The sequence below is a fragment of the Enterococcus viikkiensis genome, from assembly GCF_005405345.1.
Lineage (GTDB): Bacteria > Bacillota > Bacilli > Lactobacillales > Enterococcaceae > Enterococcus_A > Enterococcus_A viikkiensis.
Genome location: NZ_BJDW01000002.1, coordinates 81496 through 101223, shown reverse-complemented (window position 1 = coordinate 101223; position 19728 = coordinate 81496). Strand labels below are relative to the sequence as shown.

Annotated in this window: 19 protein-coding genes; all 19 read left to right on the top strand. The window is 41.4% G+C overall.

Annotated features, from left to right (window positions below; all coding sequences use genetic code 11):
* Positions 1-119 precede the first annotated feature (119 nt).
* A complete protein-coding gene (locus FFM67_RS12490; protein WP_281279088.1) occupies positions 120-254 on the top strand; it encodes a hypothetical protein in 135 nt (44 codons plus the stop codon).
* A gap of 66 nt (positions 255-320) precedes the next feature.
* On the top strand, positions 321-1430 hold the full coding sequence (pdhA, locus tag FFM67_RS01840; protein ID WP_137612974.1) for a pyruvate dehydrogenase (acetyl-transferring) E1 component subunit alpha: 1110 nt from the start codon (positions 321-323) through the stop codon (positions 1428-1430).
* Between the two features lie 2 nt (positions 1431-1432).
* Complete coding sequence (locus tag FFM67_RS01835; protein WP_137612973.1) at positions 1433-2410, top strand: alpha-ketoacid dehydrogenase subunit beta; 978 nt, start codon at positions 1433-1435, stop codon at positions 2408-2410.
* Between the two features lie 167 nt (positions 2411-2577).
* Positions 2578-4218: a dihydrolipoyllysine-residue acetyltransferase gene (locus FFM67_RS01830; protein ID WP_137612972.1), complete on the top strand. Its 1641-nt coding sequence runs from the start codon at positions 2578-2580 to the stop codon at positions 4216-4218.
* A 7-nt stretch (positions 4219-4225) separates the two neighbouring features.
* The gene (gene lpdA / locus FFM67_RS01825) at positions 4226-5632 is read left to right on the top strand and encodes a dihydrolipoyl dehydrogenase (RefSeq protein ID WP_137612971.1); all 1407 of its coding nucleotides are present in this window, start codon (positions 4226-4228) and stop codon (positions 5630-5632) included.
* 442 nt (positions 5633-6074) lie between these two features.
* Entirely contained in the window at positions 6075-6344 is a 270-nt protein-coding gene (locus tag FFM67_RS01820) for a UPF0223 family protein (protein WP_137612970.1), read from the top strand.
* Positions 6345-6369: 25 nt separating this feature from the next.
* The gene (locus FFM67_RS01815; protein WP_137612969.1) at positions 6370-7134 is read left to right on the top strand and encodes an inositol monophosphatase family protein; all 765 of its coding nucleotides are present in this window, start codon (positions 6370-6372) and stop codon (positions 7132-7134) included.
* Positions 7135-7244: 110 nt separating this feature from the next.
* On the top strand, positions 7245-9086 hold the full coding sequence (typA, locus tag FFM67_RS01810) for a translational GTPase TypA (RefSeq protein ID WP_137612968.1): 1842 nt from the start codon (positions 7245-7247) through the stop codon (positions 9084-9086).
* Between the two features lie 425 nt (positions 9087-9511).
* Positions 9512-9814 (top strand): Fpa/YlaN family protein, encoded by a 303-nt coding sequence (locus tag FFM67_RS01805; RefSeq protein ID WP_137612967.1) that lies wholly within the window; start codon positions 9512-9514, stop codon positions 9812-9814.
* Between the two features lie 3 nt (positions 9815-9817).
* Positions 9818-11008, top strand: coding sequence for an FtsW/RodA/SpoVE family cell cycle protein (locus FFM67_RS01800; protein ID WP_137612966.1), 1191 nt, complete (start codon positions 9818-9820; stop codon positions 11006-11008).
* A 5-nt stretch (positions 11009-11013) separates the two neighbouring features.
* Positions 11014-14436 (top strand): pyruvate carboxylase, encoded by a 3423-nt coding sequence (locus FFM67_RS01795; protein WP_137612965.1) that lies wholly within the window; start codon positions 11014-11016, stop codon positions 14434-14436.
* A 12-nt stretch (positions 14437-14448) separates the two neighbouring features.
* A complete protein-coding gene (locus FFM67_RS01790) occupies positions 14449-15558 on the top strand; it encodes a CAP-associated domain-containing protein (RefSeq protein ID WP_137612964.1) in 1110 nt (369 codons plus the stop codon).
* 1 nt (position 15559) lies between these two features.
* On the top strand, positions 15560-15985 hold the full coding sequence (locus tag FFM67_RS01785) for a YlbF/YmcA family competence regulator (RefSeq protein WP_137612963.1): 426 nt from the start codon (positions 15560-15562) through the stop codon (positions 15983-15985).
* Complete coding sequence (locus FFM67_RS01780; protein ID WP_174784454.1) at positions 15972-16319, top strand: YlbG family protein; 348 nt, start codon at positions 15972-15974, stop codon at positions 16317-16319. The genes FFM67_RS01785 and FFM67_RS01780 overlap by 14 nt, the downstream gene beginning before the upstream one ends.
* A gap of 97 nt (positions 16320-16416) precedes the next feature.
* On the top strand, positions 16417-16974 hold the full coding sequence (gene rsmD, locus FFM67_RS01775; protein WP_137612962.1) for a 16S rRNA (guanine(966)-N(2))-methyltransferase RsmD: 558 nt from the start codon (positions 16417-16419) through the stop codon (positions 16972-16974).
* The gene (gene coaD, locus FFM67_RS01770; RefSeq protein ID WP_137612961.1) at positions 16974-17465 is read left to right on the top strand and encodes a pantetheine-phosphate adenylyltransferase; all 492 of its coding nucleotides are present in this window, start codon (positions 16974-16976) and stop codon (positions 17463-17465) included. Before rsmD ends, coaD begins: the two co-directional genes overlap by 1 nt.
* Complete coding sequence (locus tag FFM67_RS01765; protein ID WP_137612960.1) at positions 17465-18508, top strand: SepM family pheromone-processing serine protease; 1044 nt, start codon at positions 17465-17467, stop codon at positions 18506-18508. Before coaD ends, FFM67_RS01765 begins: the two co-directional genes overlap by 1 nt.
* Before the next feature lie 75 nt (positions 18509-18583).
* The gene (locus tag FFM67_RS01760) at positions 18584-19198 is read left to right on the top strand and encodes a helix-hairpin-helix domain-containing protein (RefSeq protein ID WP_137612959.1); all 615 of its coding nucleotides are present in this window, start codon (positions 18584-18586) and stop codon (positions 19196-19198) included.
* 28 nt (positions 19199-19226) lie between these two features.
* On the top strand, positions 19227-19718 hold the full coding sequence (locus FFM67_RS01755) for a ComE operon protein 2 (protein WP_137612958.1): 492 nt from the start codon (positions 19227-19229) through the stop codon (positions 19716-19718).
* Positions 19719-19728 lie beyond the last annotated feature (10 nt).

Sequence of the window (19728 nt, the reverse complement as noted above, 5' to 3'; positions counted from 1 at the left end):
AGCGTTTTTTTATTCACAAAGTTTTGAAAAGACAAAGAGCCCATTTTTCCACAACAGACCATAGTCATGGGGGAATTCGTTTAGTTAGTCATTCTCACTAAAAAAGCGTAGGAAACCCGATGATAAAAGCAACTGCAGGCAGTTTCACAAGGATAAAAAGTGAAACGCTTCAAAAAGTTCAGATTATCAGAGCAAGTTTGTTGTCAATTGAATATAAAAATGCTACTTTAAAGAAGGAAGGGCAATGGCAATAATACAGATTAGCTTGCTGTTGCACAACGAAATAGATTTAATTTATGAAGAGAGGAAAGTGTGACACCATGGCAGAAAAAGAGTTAACGATTGATTTTGAAGCCTTACTTAAAGATGTAAACGCGGATTTCCCCGTGTACCAAACACTAGATGAAGAGGGGAAGGTTATAAACGAAAACCTCGTTCCTGATTTGTCTGATGATGAACTTGTTGAATTAATGACTTCAATGGTTTGGTCTCGGGTCTTGGACCAACGTTCAACTGCATTGAACCGTCAAGGGCGTTTAGGATTCTTCGCGCCGACTGCTGGACAAGAAGCCAGCCAATTGGCTAGTCATTTTGCTTTTGAAAAGGAAGATGTCTTATTACCAGGATATCGGGATGTTCCCCAATTAATCAAACACGGGTTACCATTAGCGGAGGCCTTCTTATGGTCGCGAGGCCATGTTGCTGGAAATAATTATCCAGCCGACTTAAAAGCGTTACCACCACAAATTATCATCGGTGCGCAATATGTCCAAGCTGCAGGTGTTGCTTTAGGGTTAAAAAAACGCGACAGTAAAAATGTTGTCTTCACCTATACTGGTGACGGGGGTTCATCACAAGGAGACTTCTATGAAGCAATCAACTTTGCAGGTGCTTATCATGCAAACGCTGTATTTTATATTCAAAACAATGGCTTTGCCATTTCAACGCCACGGGAAAAACAATCAGCGGCTAAAACGTTAGCACAAAAAGCTGTAGCAGCCGGAATTCCCGGAATTCAAGTTGACGGAATGGACCCATTAGCGGTTTATTATGTTTCGAAAAAGGCTCGTGAATGGGCGGCTAGCGGAAATGGTCCTGTGTTGATTGAAACTTTGACTTACCGTTATGGACCACATACGTTATCTGGTGATGATCCAACGCGTTACCGCACAAAAGAAATGGATGACGAATGGACGAAGAAAGATCCATTGGTTCGTTTCCGTAAGTATTTAACAGAAAAGGGCTTATGGTCTGAAGAAAAAGAAGAACAAGTAATTGAAGCTACGAAAGAAGAAATCAAACAGGCAATCACAGATGCTGACCGTGTACCAAAACAAAAGGTTTCTGATTTCTTGAAAAATATGTATGAAGTACAACCACAAAACATCAAAGAACAAATTGAATTCTATGAAGCGAAGGAGTCGAAATAATCATGGCACAAAAAACAATGATCCAAGCAATCACAGATGCCTTAGCTCTGATGCTTGAAAAAGACAAAGAAGTTTTAGTTTTCGGTGAAGATGTCGGTAAAAACGGTGGGGTTTTCCGTGCGACTGAAGGTCTTCAAGAAAAATTTGGCGAAGATCAAGTGTTCGATACTCCATTGGCAGAATCAGGAATTGCCGGACTTGGATTTGGTTTAGCTTTACAAGGCTTCCGTCCGGTACCAGAAATCCAGTTCTTTGGTTTTGTTTTCGAAGCGATGGATGAAATCGTTGGACAAATGGCGCGTACTCGTTATCGTATGGGTGGCACACGTAATTTGCCAATCACGATTCGTGCCCCATTTGGTGGCGGTGTTCATACACCAGAACTTCACTCAGACAATTTAGAAGGCTTAATGGCTCAATCACCCGGGTTGCGAGTAGTGATTCCTTCAAACCCTTATGATGCTAAAGGATTATTGATTGCATCAATTCGTAATAACGACCCAGTGGTCTTCTTAGAACACATGAAGCTTTATCGTTCGTTCCGTGAAGAAGTGCCAGAAGGAATCTACGAAGTGCCATTGGATAAGGCAGCCGTTACTAGAGAAGGTACAGATGTTTCAATCATTACTTATGGTGCGATGGTTCGTGAAGCAGTGAAAGCTGCGGACAATTTAGCAAAAGAAAATATTAACGTAGAAATTATCGATTTACGCACGGTGGCTCCATTAGATGTAGAGACGATTATCAAATCGGTTGAAAAAACAGGTCGTGTCGTAGTTGTTCAAGAAGCTCAAAAACAAGCAGGCGTCGGAGCACAAGTTGTTTCAGAAATCTCTGAACGTGCGGTTCTTTCATTAGAAGCGCCGGTTGGTCGTGTTTCAGCTCCAGATACTGTCTTCCCATTCGGACAAGCAGAAGGCATCTGGCTGCCAAACGCGGCAGATATTGAAGCCAAAGTAAAAGAAATCGTTGAATTTTAATTCCTACTCTACTTCTGTGCTTTTGCAGGGTTAAGTAGGTGGGTGTGTGTAAAAAAATTTCATTCGATAGTTACGAGCTAGTCTACTAAAAATAAATTAAAAACTAGCCGAATAATATACGTGACGAAAAAAATAGATCCGAAATATGAGATAGGAGCGAAAAGAACATGGCTTACCAATTTAAATTACCGGACATTGGTGAAGGAATCGCTGAAGGCGAGATCGTTAAATGGTTCGTCAAAGCCGGCGACACGATTAATGAAGACGATACTTTACTAGAAGTTCAAAATGACAAATCAGTGGAAGAAATTCCCTCTCCCGTAACCGGAACAATCAAAAAAATCATCGTAGACGAAGGAACGGTCGCAAATGTGGGTGACGTCTTAGTTGAAATCGACGCTCCCGGGCATGAAGATAATGAAGGCGATGAAGGAGTCGCTGCGGAATCACAAACACCGGAAGCCCCAGCAGCTGAACCAACTATTGAAAGTGGGAACAGTGGTAGTGGCGGCGGTGTCTTCCAATTTAAATTACCGGATATTGGTGAAGGAATTGCTGAAGGCGAGATCGTTAAATGGTTCGTCAAAGCTGGCGACACGATTGAAGAAGACGATACTTTATTAGAAGTCCAAAATGATAAATCAGTAGAAGAAATTCCCTCTCCTGTAACCGGAACAATCAAAAAAATCATCGTGGATGAAGGTACAGTCGCAAACGTTGGCGATGTTCTAGTTGAAATTGACGCACCAGGACACAATGACTCAGCGGCTTCAACTGACTCAGCGGCACCTGTGGAAGCACCTAAAACAGAGACCAAATCGGCTAGTTCAGTTGTTGAATCAAGTAATCCAGACAAACGAGTTTTGGCAATGCCTTCTGTGCGTCAATATGCCCGTGAAAAAGACGTGGATATTTCTCAAGTCACAGCAACTGGTAAAGGCGGACGCATTGTAAAAGAAGACATCGATGCATTTATTTCCGGTGGTGGACAAACGGCTCCAGCTAAAACAGCAGATTCTGTAGCCGAAACAGCAGCTCCAACTTCTGGGGCAGCACCTGCCAAAGCAGAAAAACCTGCGCAACCATTTACTTCAAACATGGGTGAAATGGAAACTCGTGAGAAGCTGACACCAACCCGTAAAGCAATTGCTAAAGCAATGGTTAATAGCAAACATACCGCTCCACATGTTACGTTACATGATGAAGTGGAAGTTTCTAAACTTTGGGATCATCGTAAGAAATTTAAACAAGTTGCATTGGATAACGGGACAAAATTAACTTTCTTGCCTTACGTGGTAAAAGCCTTGACTGCAACAGTTAAGAAATACCCAGTCTTGAATGCATCAATTGATGATGCAGCCCAAGAAATTGTATATAAAAATTATTACAATATCGGTATTGCAACCGATACGGATCATGGTTTGTATGTACCAAACGTGAAAAATGCTGACACTAAAGGCATGTTTAAAATCGCTGACGAAATCAATGAAAAAGCAGCGTTGGCTCATGACGGTAAATTAACCGGCGATGACATGCGTAATGGCACGATTACGATTTCAAATATTGGTTCTGTTGGTGGCGGCTGGTTTACACCAGTCATCAACTACCCTGAGGTTGCCATCTTGGGTGTTGGAACCATCGCGCAACAACCTATTGTCAATGATGAAGGCGAACTAGCGGTTGGCCGTGTAATGAAACTTTCATTAAGCTTCGACCATCGCATTGTTGATGGCGCGACAGCGCAAAAAGCTATGAACAATATCAAACGTTTATTAGCTGATCCAGAATTATTATTAATGGAAGGATGATAAGATCATGGTAGTAGGAGATTTTGCCATTGAATTAGATACAGTTGTAATCGGAGCGGGACCTGGCGGCTATGTGGCTGCCATCCGCGCCGCAGAAATGGGACAAAAGGTAGCAATCATCGAACGAGAATACATTGGCGGCGTTTGTTTAAATGTCGGCTGTGTTCCTTCTAAAGCCTTGATTTCTGCTGGACACCATTATCATGACGCGTTGGACTCTGAAATGTTCGGTGTCAGCAGCGAAAAGGTTACGCTTGATTTTGCCAAGACTCAGGACTGGAAAGAAAATGGCGTCGTGAATAAATTAACTTCAGGCGTTAAATTTTTATTGAAAAAACACAAAGTAGAGATCATCGAAGGAGAAGCTTTCTTTGTTGATGATAAAAATTTACGTGTGATTCATCCGGACTCTGCACAAACGTATTCGTTTAATAATGCAATTGTAGCCACGGGTTCGCGCCCCATCGAAATCCCTGGTTTTAAATTTGGTGGACGTATCTTGGATTCGACTGGAGGTTTAGCGTTAGAACAAGTCCCTGAAAAATTTGTCATTATTGGCGGCGGCGTCATTGGTGCTGAATTAGGTAGTGCGTATGCTAACTTAGGCGCTGAAGTGACAATTGTTGAAGGAACGCCACAAATTTTACCAACGTATGAAAAAGACATGGTTCAATTAGTCGAAAAAGATTTCAAGAATAAAGGAATCAAAGTGATTACTTCAGCAATGGCCCGTGAAGCAGTTGACAACGGCGACAGCGTAACGGTTCGTTACGAAGTGGATGGTAAAGAAGAAACAATCGACGCTGACTATGTAATGGTAACGGTTGGCCGTCGTCCAAACACAAACGACATGGGCTTAGAACAAGCAGGTGTTGAACTGACTGATCGTGGTTTGATTAAAGTAGACAAACAAGGTCGGACGAATGTATCAAGTATTTATGCAATCGGTGATATCGTACCAGGCGCAGCTTTGGCCCACAAAGCTAGCTACGAAGCAAAAATTGCTGCTGAAGCAATCTCAGGCAAAAAAGTTGCTGTAGATTATAAAGCGATGCCAGCCGTTGCCTTCACTGATCCAGAATTAGCTTCTGTTGGTATGACAATCAAAGAGGCTAAAGAAGCTGGGTTAGAAGCGAAAGCCTTTAAGTTCCCATTCTCTGGTAACGGTCGTGCGTTATCTCTAGGTAAGACAGAGGGCTTCATCCGCTTAGTGACGACGGTAGAGGATAATGTTATTATCGGTGCTCAAATTGCTGGTGTTGGTGCCAGTGATATGGTCTCTGAATTGGCCTTAGCGATTGAATCAGGTATGAATGCTGAAGATATCGCCTTGACGATTCATCCACATCCATCATTAGGTGAAATCGTAATGGATACTTCTGAATTGGCCTTAGGGTTACCAATCCATATTTAACCAAAGCATGAAAAAGACTGCAGGCGAAGTCCAGTTATTGGATGAGGCTTGTGGTCTTTTCTTTTATAATCCATTTTAAAAAGATTAATGTAGCTTAGACGTGTACTTATGGCCGAACTACTAGAGGATATGAAGTGTCGGAGTCGTGCAACCTGCACGACGATTTAGCCGCTTTTTTTGAACCGAATTCTTGTTACGAGTGTCACGATCAAACAAGGCATGACAGTCGGCAAAAATTTAATCGTTGGATCCAGCATTCTCGTTACGAAAAGCTTACTGAAAAGTGTGATCGTTGTCAGAAATCCTTGACGCGTGTTAAGTGAGATGACGCAACAAGATAAAATGGATGGCCTTTTACGCAAGAAATAATTTCTTAGATGGTTTTGAACAAACGCTAGTCCCATTCTATGGTAAACTAATTTTTGAAATGGAGTGGGAATCAATGGCAAATTACAGTTACCCAATTGACGAAGATTGGACACATGAAGAGATTACAGCAGTGATTCATTTTTTAAATCTAGTGGAAGAAGCAAATGAAAGCGGCACAGATAAAGAAAACTTTTTAAATGGCTATAAAAACTTTAAAACGGTCGTCAAAAGTATCGGTGAAGAAAAACGTATCGGCCGCGAGTTTGAAGCAGCCAGCGGTTATTCTATCTACCGAACGCTGCAACAGGCGAAAGCAGCCACAGCCAAGCGTTTTAAACTATAAAACGGACGTCAGGAGGATAATTACGGTGGAAAAAGAAATTATTAGTTGGATCTACGAGGCAGCGGAGCGAATCAAAGCTGGCTTGGGAGATGCTTTGAAGGTCGATCAAAAAAGTGGGCGGACGGATCTTGTGACGAACGTTGATAAAGAGACCCAAGCGTTTATCGTTCGTAAAATCACTGCCTTTGATCCGACTGCCAAAATTTTAGGTGAAGAAAATGGTCAGGATCAAACGTCAATCGATCAAGGGCGTGTCTTTGTGATTGATCCAATCGATGGGACGTTGAATTTTGTTATGCAACGAGAAAATTTCTGTATTATGATCGCGGTTTATGAAAATGGCGTGGGTCAATTAGGCTTTATCTATGACGTGATGCGAGATGAATTATTTTGGGGCGGACCAAAAGTCGGTAACGTTTTCTATAATAATGAAGAACTTTCTCCGCCGGAAAATCGCGCCTTAGACCAAGGCTTGATTGGGATGAATTTAGCACTTTATCGTAACAATAGTAATCATGCACAAGAGATCGGCAATCAAACCATGGGGGTACGTGTACTAGGCTGCGCCGGACTAGATCTGATTGCGATCTTAAAAGGGACTCAGATTGGTTATATTAGCATGCTAAGCCCTTGGGATTACGCGGCAGGAAGCATTATGATGAAACAGTTAGGCTTGCCATTTTCTGGCGCTGAAGGGCAGCCATTAAGCTTTCAAGGACGAGAGTTTTTTATTGGCGCAACATCAGCCGCAATGGAACAAATTCAAGCCTTTGATAAAGAAAAACATTAAGAAATCAATTTTTCTGAAAAAATGAAAATGTTTTACTAACACTCTCTCGGATTTTCTGCTATAATTGTCAATCGAGTGAGTCTCGCGTTACAAGAAAAGGAGCAATTAAATTGAACTACAGAGAAGATATTCGCAACGTGGCAATTATCGCCCACGTCGACCATGGTAAAACAACATTAGTTGATGAGATGTTAAAGCAATCTGATACCCTTGATAGCCATGTTCAGTTACAAGAACGGGCAATGGATTCAAATGCATTAGAAAAAGAACGTGGAATCACGATCTTAGCCAAAAATACGGCTGTAAACTATAAAGATTACAAAATCAATATCATGGACACTCCAGGGCATGCCGATTTCGGTGGTGAAGTGGAACGGATCATGAAAATGGTTGATGGTGTGTTATTAGTTGTCGATGCTTATGAAGGTACGATGCCGCAAACGCGTTTCGTATTGAAAAAAGCGTTGGAACAACATTTGACACCGATCGTAGTTGTAAATAAAATCGACAAACCTTCTGCTCGTCCAGAAGAAGTGGTTGATGAAGTCTTAGAATTATTTATCGAATTAGGTGCTGACGATGATCAATTAGATTTCCCAGTGATCTACGCTTCAGCAATCAACGGAACATCTAGTTTATCTGATGATCCAGCGGAACAAGAAGCAACAATGGCACCAATTTTTGACACAATCGTTGAAAAAATTCCTGCACCAGTTGATAACAGTGACGAACCATTACAATTCCAAGTATCATTGTTAGATTACAATGACTATGTTGGACGTATCGGGATCGGCCGTGTCTTCCGTGGAAAAATGAAAGTCGGCGACCAAGTCTCAGTTATGAAGCTTGACGGGTCAATTAAAAACTTCCGTGTAACAAAAATCTTTGGTTTCTTTGGCTTGCAACGTTTGGAAGTCCAAGAAGCAAAAGCCGGCGATTTGATCGCTGTTTCAGGGATGGAAGATATCTTTGTTGGTGAAACAGTTACACCAGTGGATCATCAAGACGCGTTGCCAATTCTGCACATTGATGAACCAACTTTACAAATGACTTTCTTGGTTAATAATTCACCATTTGCTGGTCGTGAAGGTAAATATGTCACTTCACGTAAGATCGAAGAACGTTTGATGTCAGAACTACACACCGACGTTTCTCTTCGTGTTGAAAATACAGATTCACCTGATGCTTGGACTGTTTCTGGTCGTGGCGAATTGCATTTGTCGATCTTGATCGAAAACATGCGTCGTGAAGGGTACGAATTACAAGTGTCTCGTCCAGAAGTAATTGAACGATTGGTTGACGGTGTGAGATGTGAACCGTTTGAACGTGTTCAAATCGATACACCAGAAGAATACATGGGTAGCGTGATCGAAGCGTTGGGTCAACGTAAAGCTGAAATGCAAGACATGATCCATTCTGGTAATGGTCAAATTCGTTTGGTCTTCTTAGCTCCAGCTCGTGGCTTGATCGGATTCACTACTGAATTCTTATCAATGACTCGTGGGTACGGTATTATGAATCATACTTTTGATCAATACTTGCCAAGAATTCAAGGTGTGATCGGCGGACGTCGTAACGGTGCGTTGGTTTCAGTTGATAATGGTAAAGCAACGATGTACTCAATCATGAGCGTTGAAGAACGTGGAACAGTCTTCGTTGAACCAGGTACAGAGATCTATGAAGGAATGATCGTTGGTGAAAATAGCCGTGATAAAGACTTAGGTGTCAATATTACAAAGGCTAAACAAATGACTAACGTTCGTTCAGCCAACAAAGACCAAACATCTGTCATCAAAAAACCACGGATCCTAACGTTGGAAGAATCATTAGAATTCTTGAATGACGATGAATTCTGTGAAATTACACCAGAAAGCATTCGTCTTCGTAAACAAATTCTAAATAAATCAGAACGTGAAAAAGCTGCTAAAAAAAGCAAAGTAGCCGCTGAATAATATTTTTTTAAGACTGCACTTAATTGTGCGGTCTTTTTTTGTGGATTCATGACCTAGGCGATCAAGAGGGAAAAATGTTATGTTTCATATTTTAAATTTGTTTCACAGCGGCAACTTCAAAAAAAACCGTTTTTCCGCGTTTTCAGCGGCAAATTTTCGTTTGTAACCTTAGCGTAATATTTTCTGAGCTGTGTAAAAGTCTAAAGCCGAACGAAGAGTTTAGAAAAAGCTAAGGCTCGCTGATTTTTCTCCTTTTTGAATTTTTTCTATGTTATAATGTGGAAATCAATGGATGCTAACAGAATGATTTTTTAAGTGCTTGTTTAAAAAAATATCCGCGGCACGAAAAAGGATTATTTAAGTCATCATGTTCATTTTTACTTAAAAAAAGTGAATGGATTAATAGAAACTAGGAGGAAAGCAAAATGGAAAATATTTCTTCTGATTTTGCCATTAAAATATTGCAAGAGGATGCCGATCGAATCAAATTATTGATTCGAAATCAAACAAACAGCCTTTGTATCTCTCAATGTAAAGCATTTGAGGAAGTTGTAGATACACAAATGTATGGCTTCTCACGACAAGTGTTCTTCGCCGAAAAGGTTGGTATCTTAGAGCGAGGAGAAGGTCAACGGATGCTTAGTGAATTAGAAGCAGAGTTGAATCGTTTATATACGGATTTGTACGAAACTCGTCAGGATATGACGGATGCCGGCTGGGAGGCTTAACTCTTGCCAACGAAGATAAAGAAGCGTCATTTTTTAGATTATAGTATTTTGATTCCTTATTTGATCCTGACTGTTATTGGTCTGATCTTTGTTTATAGTTCCACCTCTTATTTATTGATTACGAACGACGTCAATCCTACTAGCTTGGTGATGAACCAAGGAATTTTCTGGGTGTTGAGTTTGATCGCGATTAGCTTGATGTACAAGATGAAAACAGATGTGTTAAAAAGTCAGCAGTTAATCATCTTTGCGACGTATTTAATTTTTGCACTGTTGATTGTTGTCTTTTTTGTGGGTAAAGAAGTCAATGGAGCCAAAGGTTGGATTCGTATTGGTGCTTTCAGTATGCAACCTGCGGAATATTTAAAAATCATGGTCGTCTGGTATTTGTCCTATATCTTGTCGAAGCGACAAGAAACGATCCAAGACAATTTCATGACTGATATGAAGCGTCCGCTGATTTTAGTTTTCATCATGATCTTTTTAGTGGCTGTCCAACCGGATATGGGGAATGCGGCCATCATCACGTTGCTGGCATTGATTTTACTTTTAGCTAGTGGAGTTAACTGGTTCTATAGCTTAATTGTCGGCGGCGTGGGAATCGCGGGTAGTTTCTTAGTGATCGAGTTTCTGACGCATTTTGGCGGTAGTATCTTTCCGCAAAGACTGCAATATATTTATAGCCGTTTTGAGAGCTTTAAAGATCCTTTTAAGTACGAATTGGATCAAGGACATCAAATGGTCAATGGCTATTACGCCATGTTTAACGGCGGCTGGTTTGGTCGTGGCTTAGGAAATAGTATTGAGAAAAAAGGGTTTTTAAGTGAAGCTCATACCGACTTTATCTTTTCGATTGTAATGGAGGAAGTTGGCTTGATCGGCGCTTTAGTTATATTAGCAATTTTGATTTTTATGATCGCACGCATCTTTTTGGTTGGGATTCGTTCGAAGAAACCTTTCAATTCGTTGATTTGTATTGGAATTGGAAGTTTGTTGTTATTACAAGTTTTTATTAATCTTGGTGGTATTTTAGGAATTATTCCTTTGACTGGGATCACGTTCCCATTTTTAAGTCAGGGGGGAAATAGCTTACTTGTATTGTCAGTCGGCGTAGCTTTTGCATTGAATATCAGTGCGGATGAAAAACGGACGAAATTGGCGATTGAGTATGAATACTTGAAAAGTCAGGAGTGAAGTGAATGAAAAAGGTATTGGTAGCAAATAGAGGAGAAATCGCGACGCGGGTGTTTCGTGCCTGTAGCGAATTAAAGCTTAAAACGGTAGCGATTTTTGCGGAAGAGGATGCCTATTCCGTTCACCGTTTCAAATCAGATGAGGCCTATTTAGTCGGCAAAGGGAAAAAACCGATCGATGCTTATCTTGATATTGAAGATATTATTCGGGTAGCGAAAGAGGCAAAGGTAGACGCGATTCACCCCGGCTATGGTTTTTTATCAGAAAATCTAGAATTTGCGAAACGTTGTCGTGAAGAGGGTCTTATTTTTGTTGGGCCTGAGCTGCATCACTTAGATATTTTTGGCGATAAGATTAAAGCGAAAATGGCCGCATTAGAAGCAGGAATTCCGTCAATTCCTGGTTCTGACGGTCCAGTGGATACAATTGAAGGCGTCTTAGACTTCGCCGAATCACACGGCTATCCAATTATGATTAAAGCGGCATTAGGCGGCGGTGGACGCGGGATGCGGGTCGCTCATGATGAAAAGGAAGCTCGTGAAGGCTATGAGCGGGCGAAAAGTGAAGCGAAAGCGGCATTTGGTAATGATGAGATTTACGTTGAAAAATATGTTGCCAATCCGAAACATATAGAAGTTCAAATCTTAGGCGATACACATGGCAATGTCTTACATTTATTTGAACGGGATTGTTCTGTGCAACGCCGTCATCAAAAAGTCGTCGAAGTGGCGCCGTGTGTTTCGTTAAACGAGGAGCAACGTGAAAAAATTTGTCAAGCAGCAGTGCAATTGATGAAGCATGTGGGTTATGTCAATGCTGGGACGGTGGAATTCTTAGTTGAAGGGGATCATTTCTACTTTATCGAAGTCAATCCGCGAGTTCAGGTGGAACATACCATTACAGAGCTGATTACGGGTGTCGATATTGTGACGTCACAATTATTAATCGCACAAGGCAAAGATCTACACAAAGAGATCGGATTGCCTGAACAAGATAAGATTCAAATGTCGGGTGCTGCGATCCAATGCCGTGTAACGACAGAAGATCCGTTGAATGGCTTTATGCCAGATACCGGTAAAATCGATACGTATCGCTCACCGGGTGGTTTTGGCGTTCGTTTAGACGTAGGAAATGCCTATGCCGGAGCAACGGTAACGCCCTATTTTGATTCTTTATTGGTAAAAGTGTGTACCCATGCGCTGACTTTCGATCAAGCGATTGAAAAGATGCAACGTTGCCTGATTGAATTCCGTATTCGTGGAGTCAAGACGAATATTCCATTCATGCACAATGTAATCAGTCATCCCGTTTTCCAAAGTGGCGATGCCAAAACAACGTTTATTGATAACACGCCTGAATTATTTGACTTTCCTCGTGTTCGTGACCGTGGGAATAAAACGATGCGTTATATTTCAGAAATCACAGTCAATGGCTTCCCAGGGATCGAAAAACAAAATAAACGTTATTTTGAAACACCTCGAAAACCAAAAATTGAGAAGCGCGAACTTGTGACTGCTAAAAATATTTTAGATCAAAACGGCCCTGAAGCGGTTGCTAAATGGGTTAAAGAGCAAGAAAATGTATTGCTGACAGATACAACGTTCCGTGATGCGCATCAAAGCTTGTTAGCTACTCGGGTACGGACTCACGATCTATTGAACGTTGCCGAAGCTACTGGCGATGGCCTGCCAGAATTATTCTCTAGTGAAATGTGGGGCGGCGCTACTTTTGATGTGGCGTATCGTTTCTTAACCGAAGATCCTTGGAAACGTCTGAAACTTTTGAGAAAAGCCATGCCAAATACTTTATTACAAATGCTATTCCGTGGATCGAATGCTGTTGGCTATTCGAATTACCCAGATAATGTGTTGGAAGAATTCATTAAAGAGGCTGCACACAATGGGATCGATGTTTTCCGGATCTTTGATAGCTTGAACTGGATTCCTCAAATGGAAAAGAGTATCCAATACGTCCGAGATGCTGGAAAGCTTGCTGAAGGAACTATTTGTTACACAGGAGACATCCTAGATTCGAATCGGACAAAATACAATGTTCAATATTACAAAGATATGGCCCGAGAGCTGGAAGCTCTTGGAGCGCATATGATTGCGATTAAAGACATGGCCGGTTTATTGAAACCGCAAGCCGCTTTCCGTCTAATTAGTGAATTAAAAGAGACGACAGACTTACCGATCCACCTGCATACCCATGATACTGCCGGTAATGGTATTCTGACGCTCTCAGCAGCGGTTAAAGCCGGTGTAGATGTTGTCGATGTAGCGACCAGCGCAATGAGTGGGGCAACAAGTCAGCCAAGTATGAGCAGCTTGTATTATGCTTTACAATACGGTGATCGTACGCCTGACTTGAATTTGAAAAATGTTCGTCAGTTAAACCATTATTGGGAAGACGTTCGTCCTTACTACTCTAGTTTTGAAAATGGGATCATGGCAGCACAAACGGAAGTCTATGACCACGAGATGCCCGGCGGACAATACTCAAATCTCCAACAACAAGCTAAAGCAGTTGGCCTAGGTGAGAAATGGGATGAAATCAAGGAAATGTATCATACTGTCAACATGATGTTTGGCGATATCGTTAAAGTAACGCCTTCTTCCAAAGTTGTAGGAGATATGGCACTGTTCATGGTGCAAAATGATCTGACTGAACAAGCGATTTATGATCGGGGCGATGAATTAAGCTACCCTGAATCAGTTATCAGCTTCTTCCAAGGTGAACTAGGACAACCGGTTGGGGGCTTCCCTGAAAAACTGCAACAAATTATTTTGCAAGGTCGTCCAGCGATGCAGGAACGTCCTGGGAAATTTGCAGAACCGGTGAATTTTGAAAAAGTAAAACAAGAATTACAAGAATTGATCGGCTTTGAACCAAGTAAAACGGATGTCTTAAGCTACTTGATGTATCCACAAGTTTTCTTGGATTATCAAAAAACATATGCGCAATTTGCAGATGTTACACTGTTGGATACACCAACTTTCTTCAGCGGAATGCGCTTAGGTGAAACGATCAATGTTCAAATTGAAAAAGGTAAAGTCTTGATTATTCGCTTAGACGAAATTGGTGAAGCAGACATCGAAGGCAATCGGACACTATTCTTCAACTTAAATGGTCAACGTCGTGAGATTTCGGTTAAGGATGCCTCAATTAAGAGTGCTGTTCAAACCAAACGCAAGGTCGAACCAACGAACCGCGAACAAATTGGAGCGACCATGACGGGTTCTGTCTTGAAGGTTTTAGTTGCTAAGGGAGATCATGTCGAAAAAGGCCAACCACTTTTAATTACCGAAGCGATGAAGATGGAAACCTCCATCGATGCTCGTTTTGCGGGGCAAGTGTCACATCTATATGTCGAAGAAGGCGAAAGTATTAGCTCTGGCGATTTGTTGATTGAGGTAAAAGAAAAATAGGAGTGTTGCTGTGTGAAGAGAGTGATTGGTTTTCTAAGTATTTTGATAATTGTGTTGATTGGTTATTACTTACAGCCAGTACTCTTCCCTCCAGCGCCGGAAACAAAAAAAGTCGAGCATGATCAACGAATGGTTCGTCATAAAGCATTGAAGCATCAGACGATCGAAACAGAGGGCTATGCGGAATATGTGAAACAGCCAGTTGAAAAATTTGAAGCAAAATTTGGTCAGCCGACTAAAATAGAAGACAGCGGCTTCTTCTTTCAAACGCGTTATTATTCTTTGGATCAAGGAGTACTTGAGGTCAATGTCGAAGCTGGGAATGTCAGTGTGATTAAGGTAATGTCTCAAAATGGCGAACTGGAACCCTTTAAATTTGGCATGACCAATCGTCAATTATCGGAGCAAATCAATCTTTCGGCTGATTTTGCTTTGGATTACGATGAAGAACCCGTAGTAATCGAGCTAAGTGAAAATGATATGCGTTATCGACCGTTAATCGCATTTAAAAATGATACCTTCGCGATCCTTTTTTTTAATGGAGATAGCGACAAACTAATCGGTGCAGCTTATTTAGACATTGAAAACCTGTTACGCTTAATGCCCTATCAGATCAACAGTGGCAATCCATTGGCGAATCGGATCCAAGAGAGCAATTTAGATTGGAACGTGTTGAATCAGCAAAAGCAGACACGCTTGATCGAATCGATCAATCAATACCGCATGTTGCGTAAGTTGCCGGCATTTCAGACAAACAGCACTGCAATGACTGCTAGTAAAGACATGTTAAAAACGTTTTTAACGAGTCCGAAAAAAGTTCTAAGTCAAGAACGGATGGAAGAGTGGGAAACCGATCAAAGCGCACATTTGAGTAATTTATCTTTTGAATTAGCTCCAGCCGAATTGAAAAAATTGGCAAAAACTGAGGAAATTGATTATCTTGCCAGCTTGTTTTATTCACCGACTGTTGATCCGCTCTTTAGCTTGTTTAATTGGATCAGTCGAGATCGTTTAAACGAGTTGTACGATGAGCCTAATGCGAATAGCTTAGGCGTTGCAATTGATCAAGAGAGTGTGCTAGTCTTAATACAGGAACCAGAGAAAACAAAGGATAGTGAGTAACTTGATTATTAATGATGCATTTTTTCAATTAGAAGATCAGAATCAACGGCTAATTCAATGTATAGTGACAAGTAAAAGCTATAAAAATTATTTGCAGACAAAGCAAGCAATGGATGCTTGCCAGGATGTAGTGAAGTTGAAAAATGTTTTTCAACAGGAAAAGGAAAAGTTTGAGCAGATCGCGGCATACGGCGAATACGCGCCAGATTATCGTCAACAACAGCGAAAAGTTCGGCTGAGTAAGCGAGCATTGGATCTAAATGAAAAAGTCGCGAGTTATCGACTGGCGGAAACTGATTTCCAACAGTTATTAGACGAGATTGGGCAACGCTTAGCCCAGACGATTTCTTTAGAGATCAAAGTGGATGCAGGAAATCCTTTTTTTGAAACAGAGAATCGCAGTTGTAAGGGGAATTGTCATGGATAATACTGAATTTGTGATGCAAAAACGACGTGGAATCATTGTTTGGGTGTATTCACTTAAACAATTAAAAAATTTGAAACGTTTTGGCTTGATCCATTTCGTTTCACGTAAAATGAAGTATGTCGTGTTGTATGTGAATGAAGAATTGGTGGAAGAAACAGAAGAAAAGTTGCAAGGACTGCATTTTGTACGCCAAGTCGAACGTTCGTACCGACCAGATATCGAAATGAATTTCGCCGATCGAATTGGAACAAAGGCCGCTTATCAAGTAAAAGATGATGATGAGTTAGATGTCGTAGAAGCCAATACAAAGATTCGATTAGCAGAAACAGTCTAAGTAAGGTGAAAAATGTCTGATTTGTTCAAACATTTTTCATCTTTTTCTTTGATAATAGAGAGAACAAATTTTTAATGCGGAAAGAGGCAGGTAAATCATGCGAGTGGTTGCAGGTGAATTTGGCGGTCGCAAATTGAAAACTTTAGCAGGAAACAACACGCGGCCAACAACAGATAAAGTGAAAGGGGCAATCTTCAACATGATTGGGCCCTATTTTGATGGCGGGGTAGCATTAGATCTATTTTCTGGCAGTGGCTCGTTAGGGATCGAAGCTGTTTCACGAGGGATGGATCAAGCGGTGTTGGTGGAAAAAAATTTCCGTGCGATGGAGATTATACGGGAAAATGTGGCCATGACTAAAACAGCGGAGGCTTTTCAATTAATGAAAATGCCAGCCAATCAAGCTATCCAGCAATTAGCAGTCAGTGGTCTGAAATTTGATTTGGTAGTGTTAGACCCGCCCTATGCTAAGCAAGAGATCGTCAAGCAGATTGAGCTGTTGATCGAACATCAGCTGTTGAGTGAGAGTGTAACCGTCGTTTGCGAGACGGATAAAGAAGTTGTGCTGCCTGAGACGATCGGTCAGCTGAAGGAACGCAAACGGCAAGATTATGGGATTACTGCAGTAACGATTTATGATTGGGAGGTAGAGTAATGACGGAGAAGCGAATTGCTCTCTTTCCCGGGAGCTTTGACCCTTTGACGATGGGGCACTTAGATACGATCGAACGGGGTGCGAAATTATTTGATGAGTTAATCATAGGGGTTTTCGTGAATACGAGTAAGAAAAGCTACTTTACCCCAGAGGAGAAGCTGGCGGTAGTAAAGGAATCCGTTCAGCATCTTCCCAATGTCCGTGTGCTTGCCCAGGAAAGTGAGTTAACGGTCAACGCGGCGGAAAAGCTAGGTGCCAAGTTTTTGTTACGGGGCATCCGTAGTGTTAAAGATTATGAATACGAAAAAGAAATTGCCTTAATGAATCAGCATCTTGATTCGTCCTTAGAATCGGTCTTTTTGTTGGCGAATCCTAAGTATAGCCACATTAGTTCGTCGATTCTGAAGGAAGTCTGGACCTTTAATGGTGATATTAAAGAATACTTACCTGAAGCAGTTTATCGGGTGTTGGAAGAGAAGCGTGATCAATAGTGAAAAACAATAAATTAGTCAAACGTCTAGTCGTAATATTTTTAGCATTAGTAGTCATTGCCTGCATAATTGTGCCGATTCCATATTACATCGAGGAGCCGGGAGATACGATCAATTTGAAAGAATTGATCACTGTCAATGGAAAAGAAGATGAGCGTAAAGGCTCCTTCAGCCTGACTTCAGTAGGAATTCGTCGAGCGACGGTTTTTACAGCATTGAAATCAAAAGTTGAACCTTTCCATGAAATTATTTCTGCTAATGATTTAACCGGTGGGGCTAGCGATGCAGAATATATGCAGATCCAGAAATTCAATATGGAGACGTCACAAAATTTTGCCATCGAACAAGCGTTGAAATTGGCAGATAAACCTTATGAGATGATCTATAAAGGTGTATATGTGCTAGGGGTGGAAGACAATTCTAATTTTGCAGATAAGATTAGCGTTGGCGATACGGTTACGAAAGCAGATGGGAAAACCTTTACCAGCAGCGAAGAGTTCATGAACTATGTGAAGTCGCAAAAGGTCGGGCAAGAAATGAAAGTGACCTTTATTCATGACGGCAAAACCAAAGAAGCTACTGAAAAATTGATCAAGCTGCCGACGGATAAGAAGCCTGGTATTGGGATCACGTTGACAGATCATACTGAGATTAATTCACAGGATAAGGTCAAAATTGACGCTGGCAATATCGGTGGACCGTCTGCTGGTTTGATGTTCACGCTGGAAATCTACGAACAATTGATTGGAAAAGATCTACGTCATGGTGAGAAAATCGCCGGGACCGGTACGATTAACCCTGATGGAGAAGTTGGCCGGATTGGCGGGATTGATAAAAAAGTTGCTAGTGCTGCAGCCAGCAACAATAAAATTTTCTTTGCCCCCAACGACGAAATCACTAAAGAGATGAAAAAAGTGCAGCCAGGCATCAAGTCAAATTACGAAGAAGCCAAAGCAGCTGCTAAGAAGTTAGATACCGATATGAAGATTGTGCCAGTTAAAACAGTGCAGGACGCTTTGGATTATTTAGCTAAAATGAAATAACCTTTTTCACGAAAAAGTGTCAGACCAAAACAGTCTGACACTTTTTTTGCGTACGTTGATAAAAAGGAGGTCATCATGCAGCACTACTTAAAAAAGTATCCCTATTTGTTTGGCTTACCGATTGTTATTGGTGGATTAGTTGTGGCGTTCCTTTTTCTACGGGCACCGGCTGAGGAAACGACTGCTCCAGAATTATTTTCCACCACAGAACGGACACTTCAAGAAACAACCGCCACCACAGAACAGGAATGGTATGTGGATGTCAAAGGGGCCGTCAAAAAAACTGGAATGTACCGGATCACTCAAGGCATGCGCTTGATGGACGCGATCGATTTAGCTGGCGGATTCACCTCAGAGGCCGATCAGAATCAAGTGAATTTCTCAAAATTATTAACGGATCAGGAAATTATTTACGTGCCAAAGGTCGGTGAAGATATTTCGGTGATTGGTGAAGTATCTCAAGGGAAGAATAGCACAACGACGGCTTCAGGTGCAGCAGAGAAAATTAATATCAATACAGCAGATCTGACTGAATTGCAACAGCTAACAGGAATCGGTGAGAAGAAGGCAGTCGACATTATCAAATACCGTGAAGAAAATGGCAGTTTTCGTGCGGTAGAAGATTTAACAAAGGTCTCAGGAATTGGCGAAAAGACGCTTGAAAATTTGAAAGACTCGATTACAATATAAGGAAAGATAAAAAGAGAGGACGAACAATTTGACGAATGAAAGAATTCCATGGGACCAATATTTTATGGCACAGGCCGTTTTATTATCATTGAGAAGTACGTGTACACGACTGGAAGTAGGAGCGACGATTGTACGAGATAAACGCATCGTCGCTGGTGGCTATAATGGCTCGGTCAGCGGCGATGTCCACTGTATGGACGAGGGCTGCTATGTGGTTGATGGGCACTGCTTACGGACGATACACGCGGAGATGAATGCTCTTTTACAATGCGCGAAGCTAGGCATCCCGACGGATCAAGCGGAGGTCTATGTGACTCATTTTCCGTGCTTGGCGTGTACAAAAGCCTTATTGCAGGCCGGTATCAAAAAGATTCATTATTTAAAGGACTATCGTAATGATCCTTACGCAATCGAATTGATCCATCAAGTGGGTGCTAGTGCTCATCAAGTTCATTTGGAAAGTAAGTATTTTACAAAATTACAACTAGGAGAAGATGCTGCCACATCTCCTAAAAAATAAAACAGCTGAA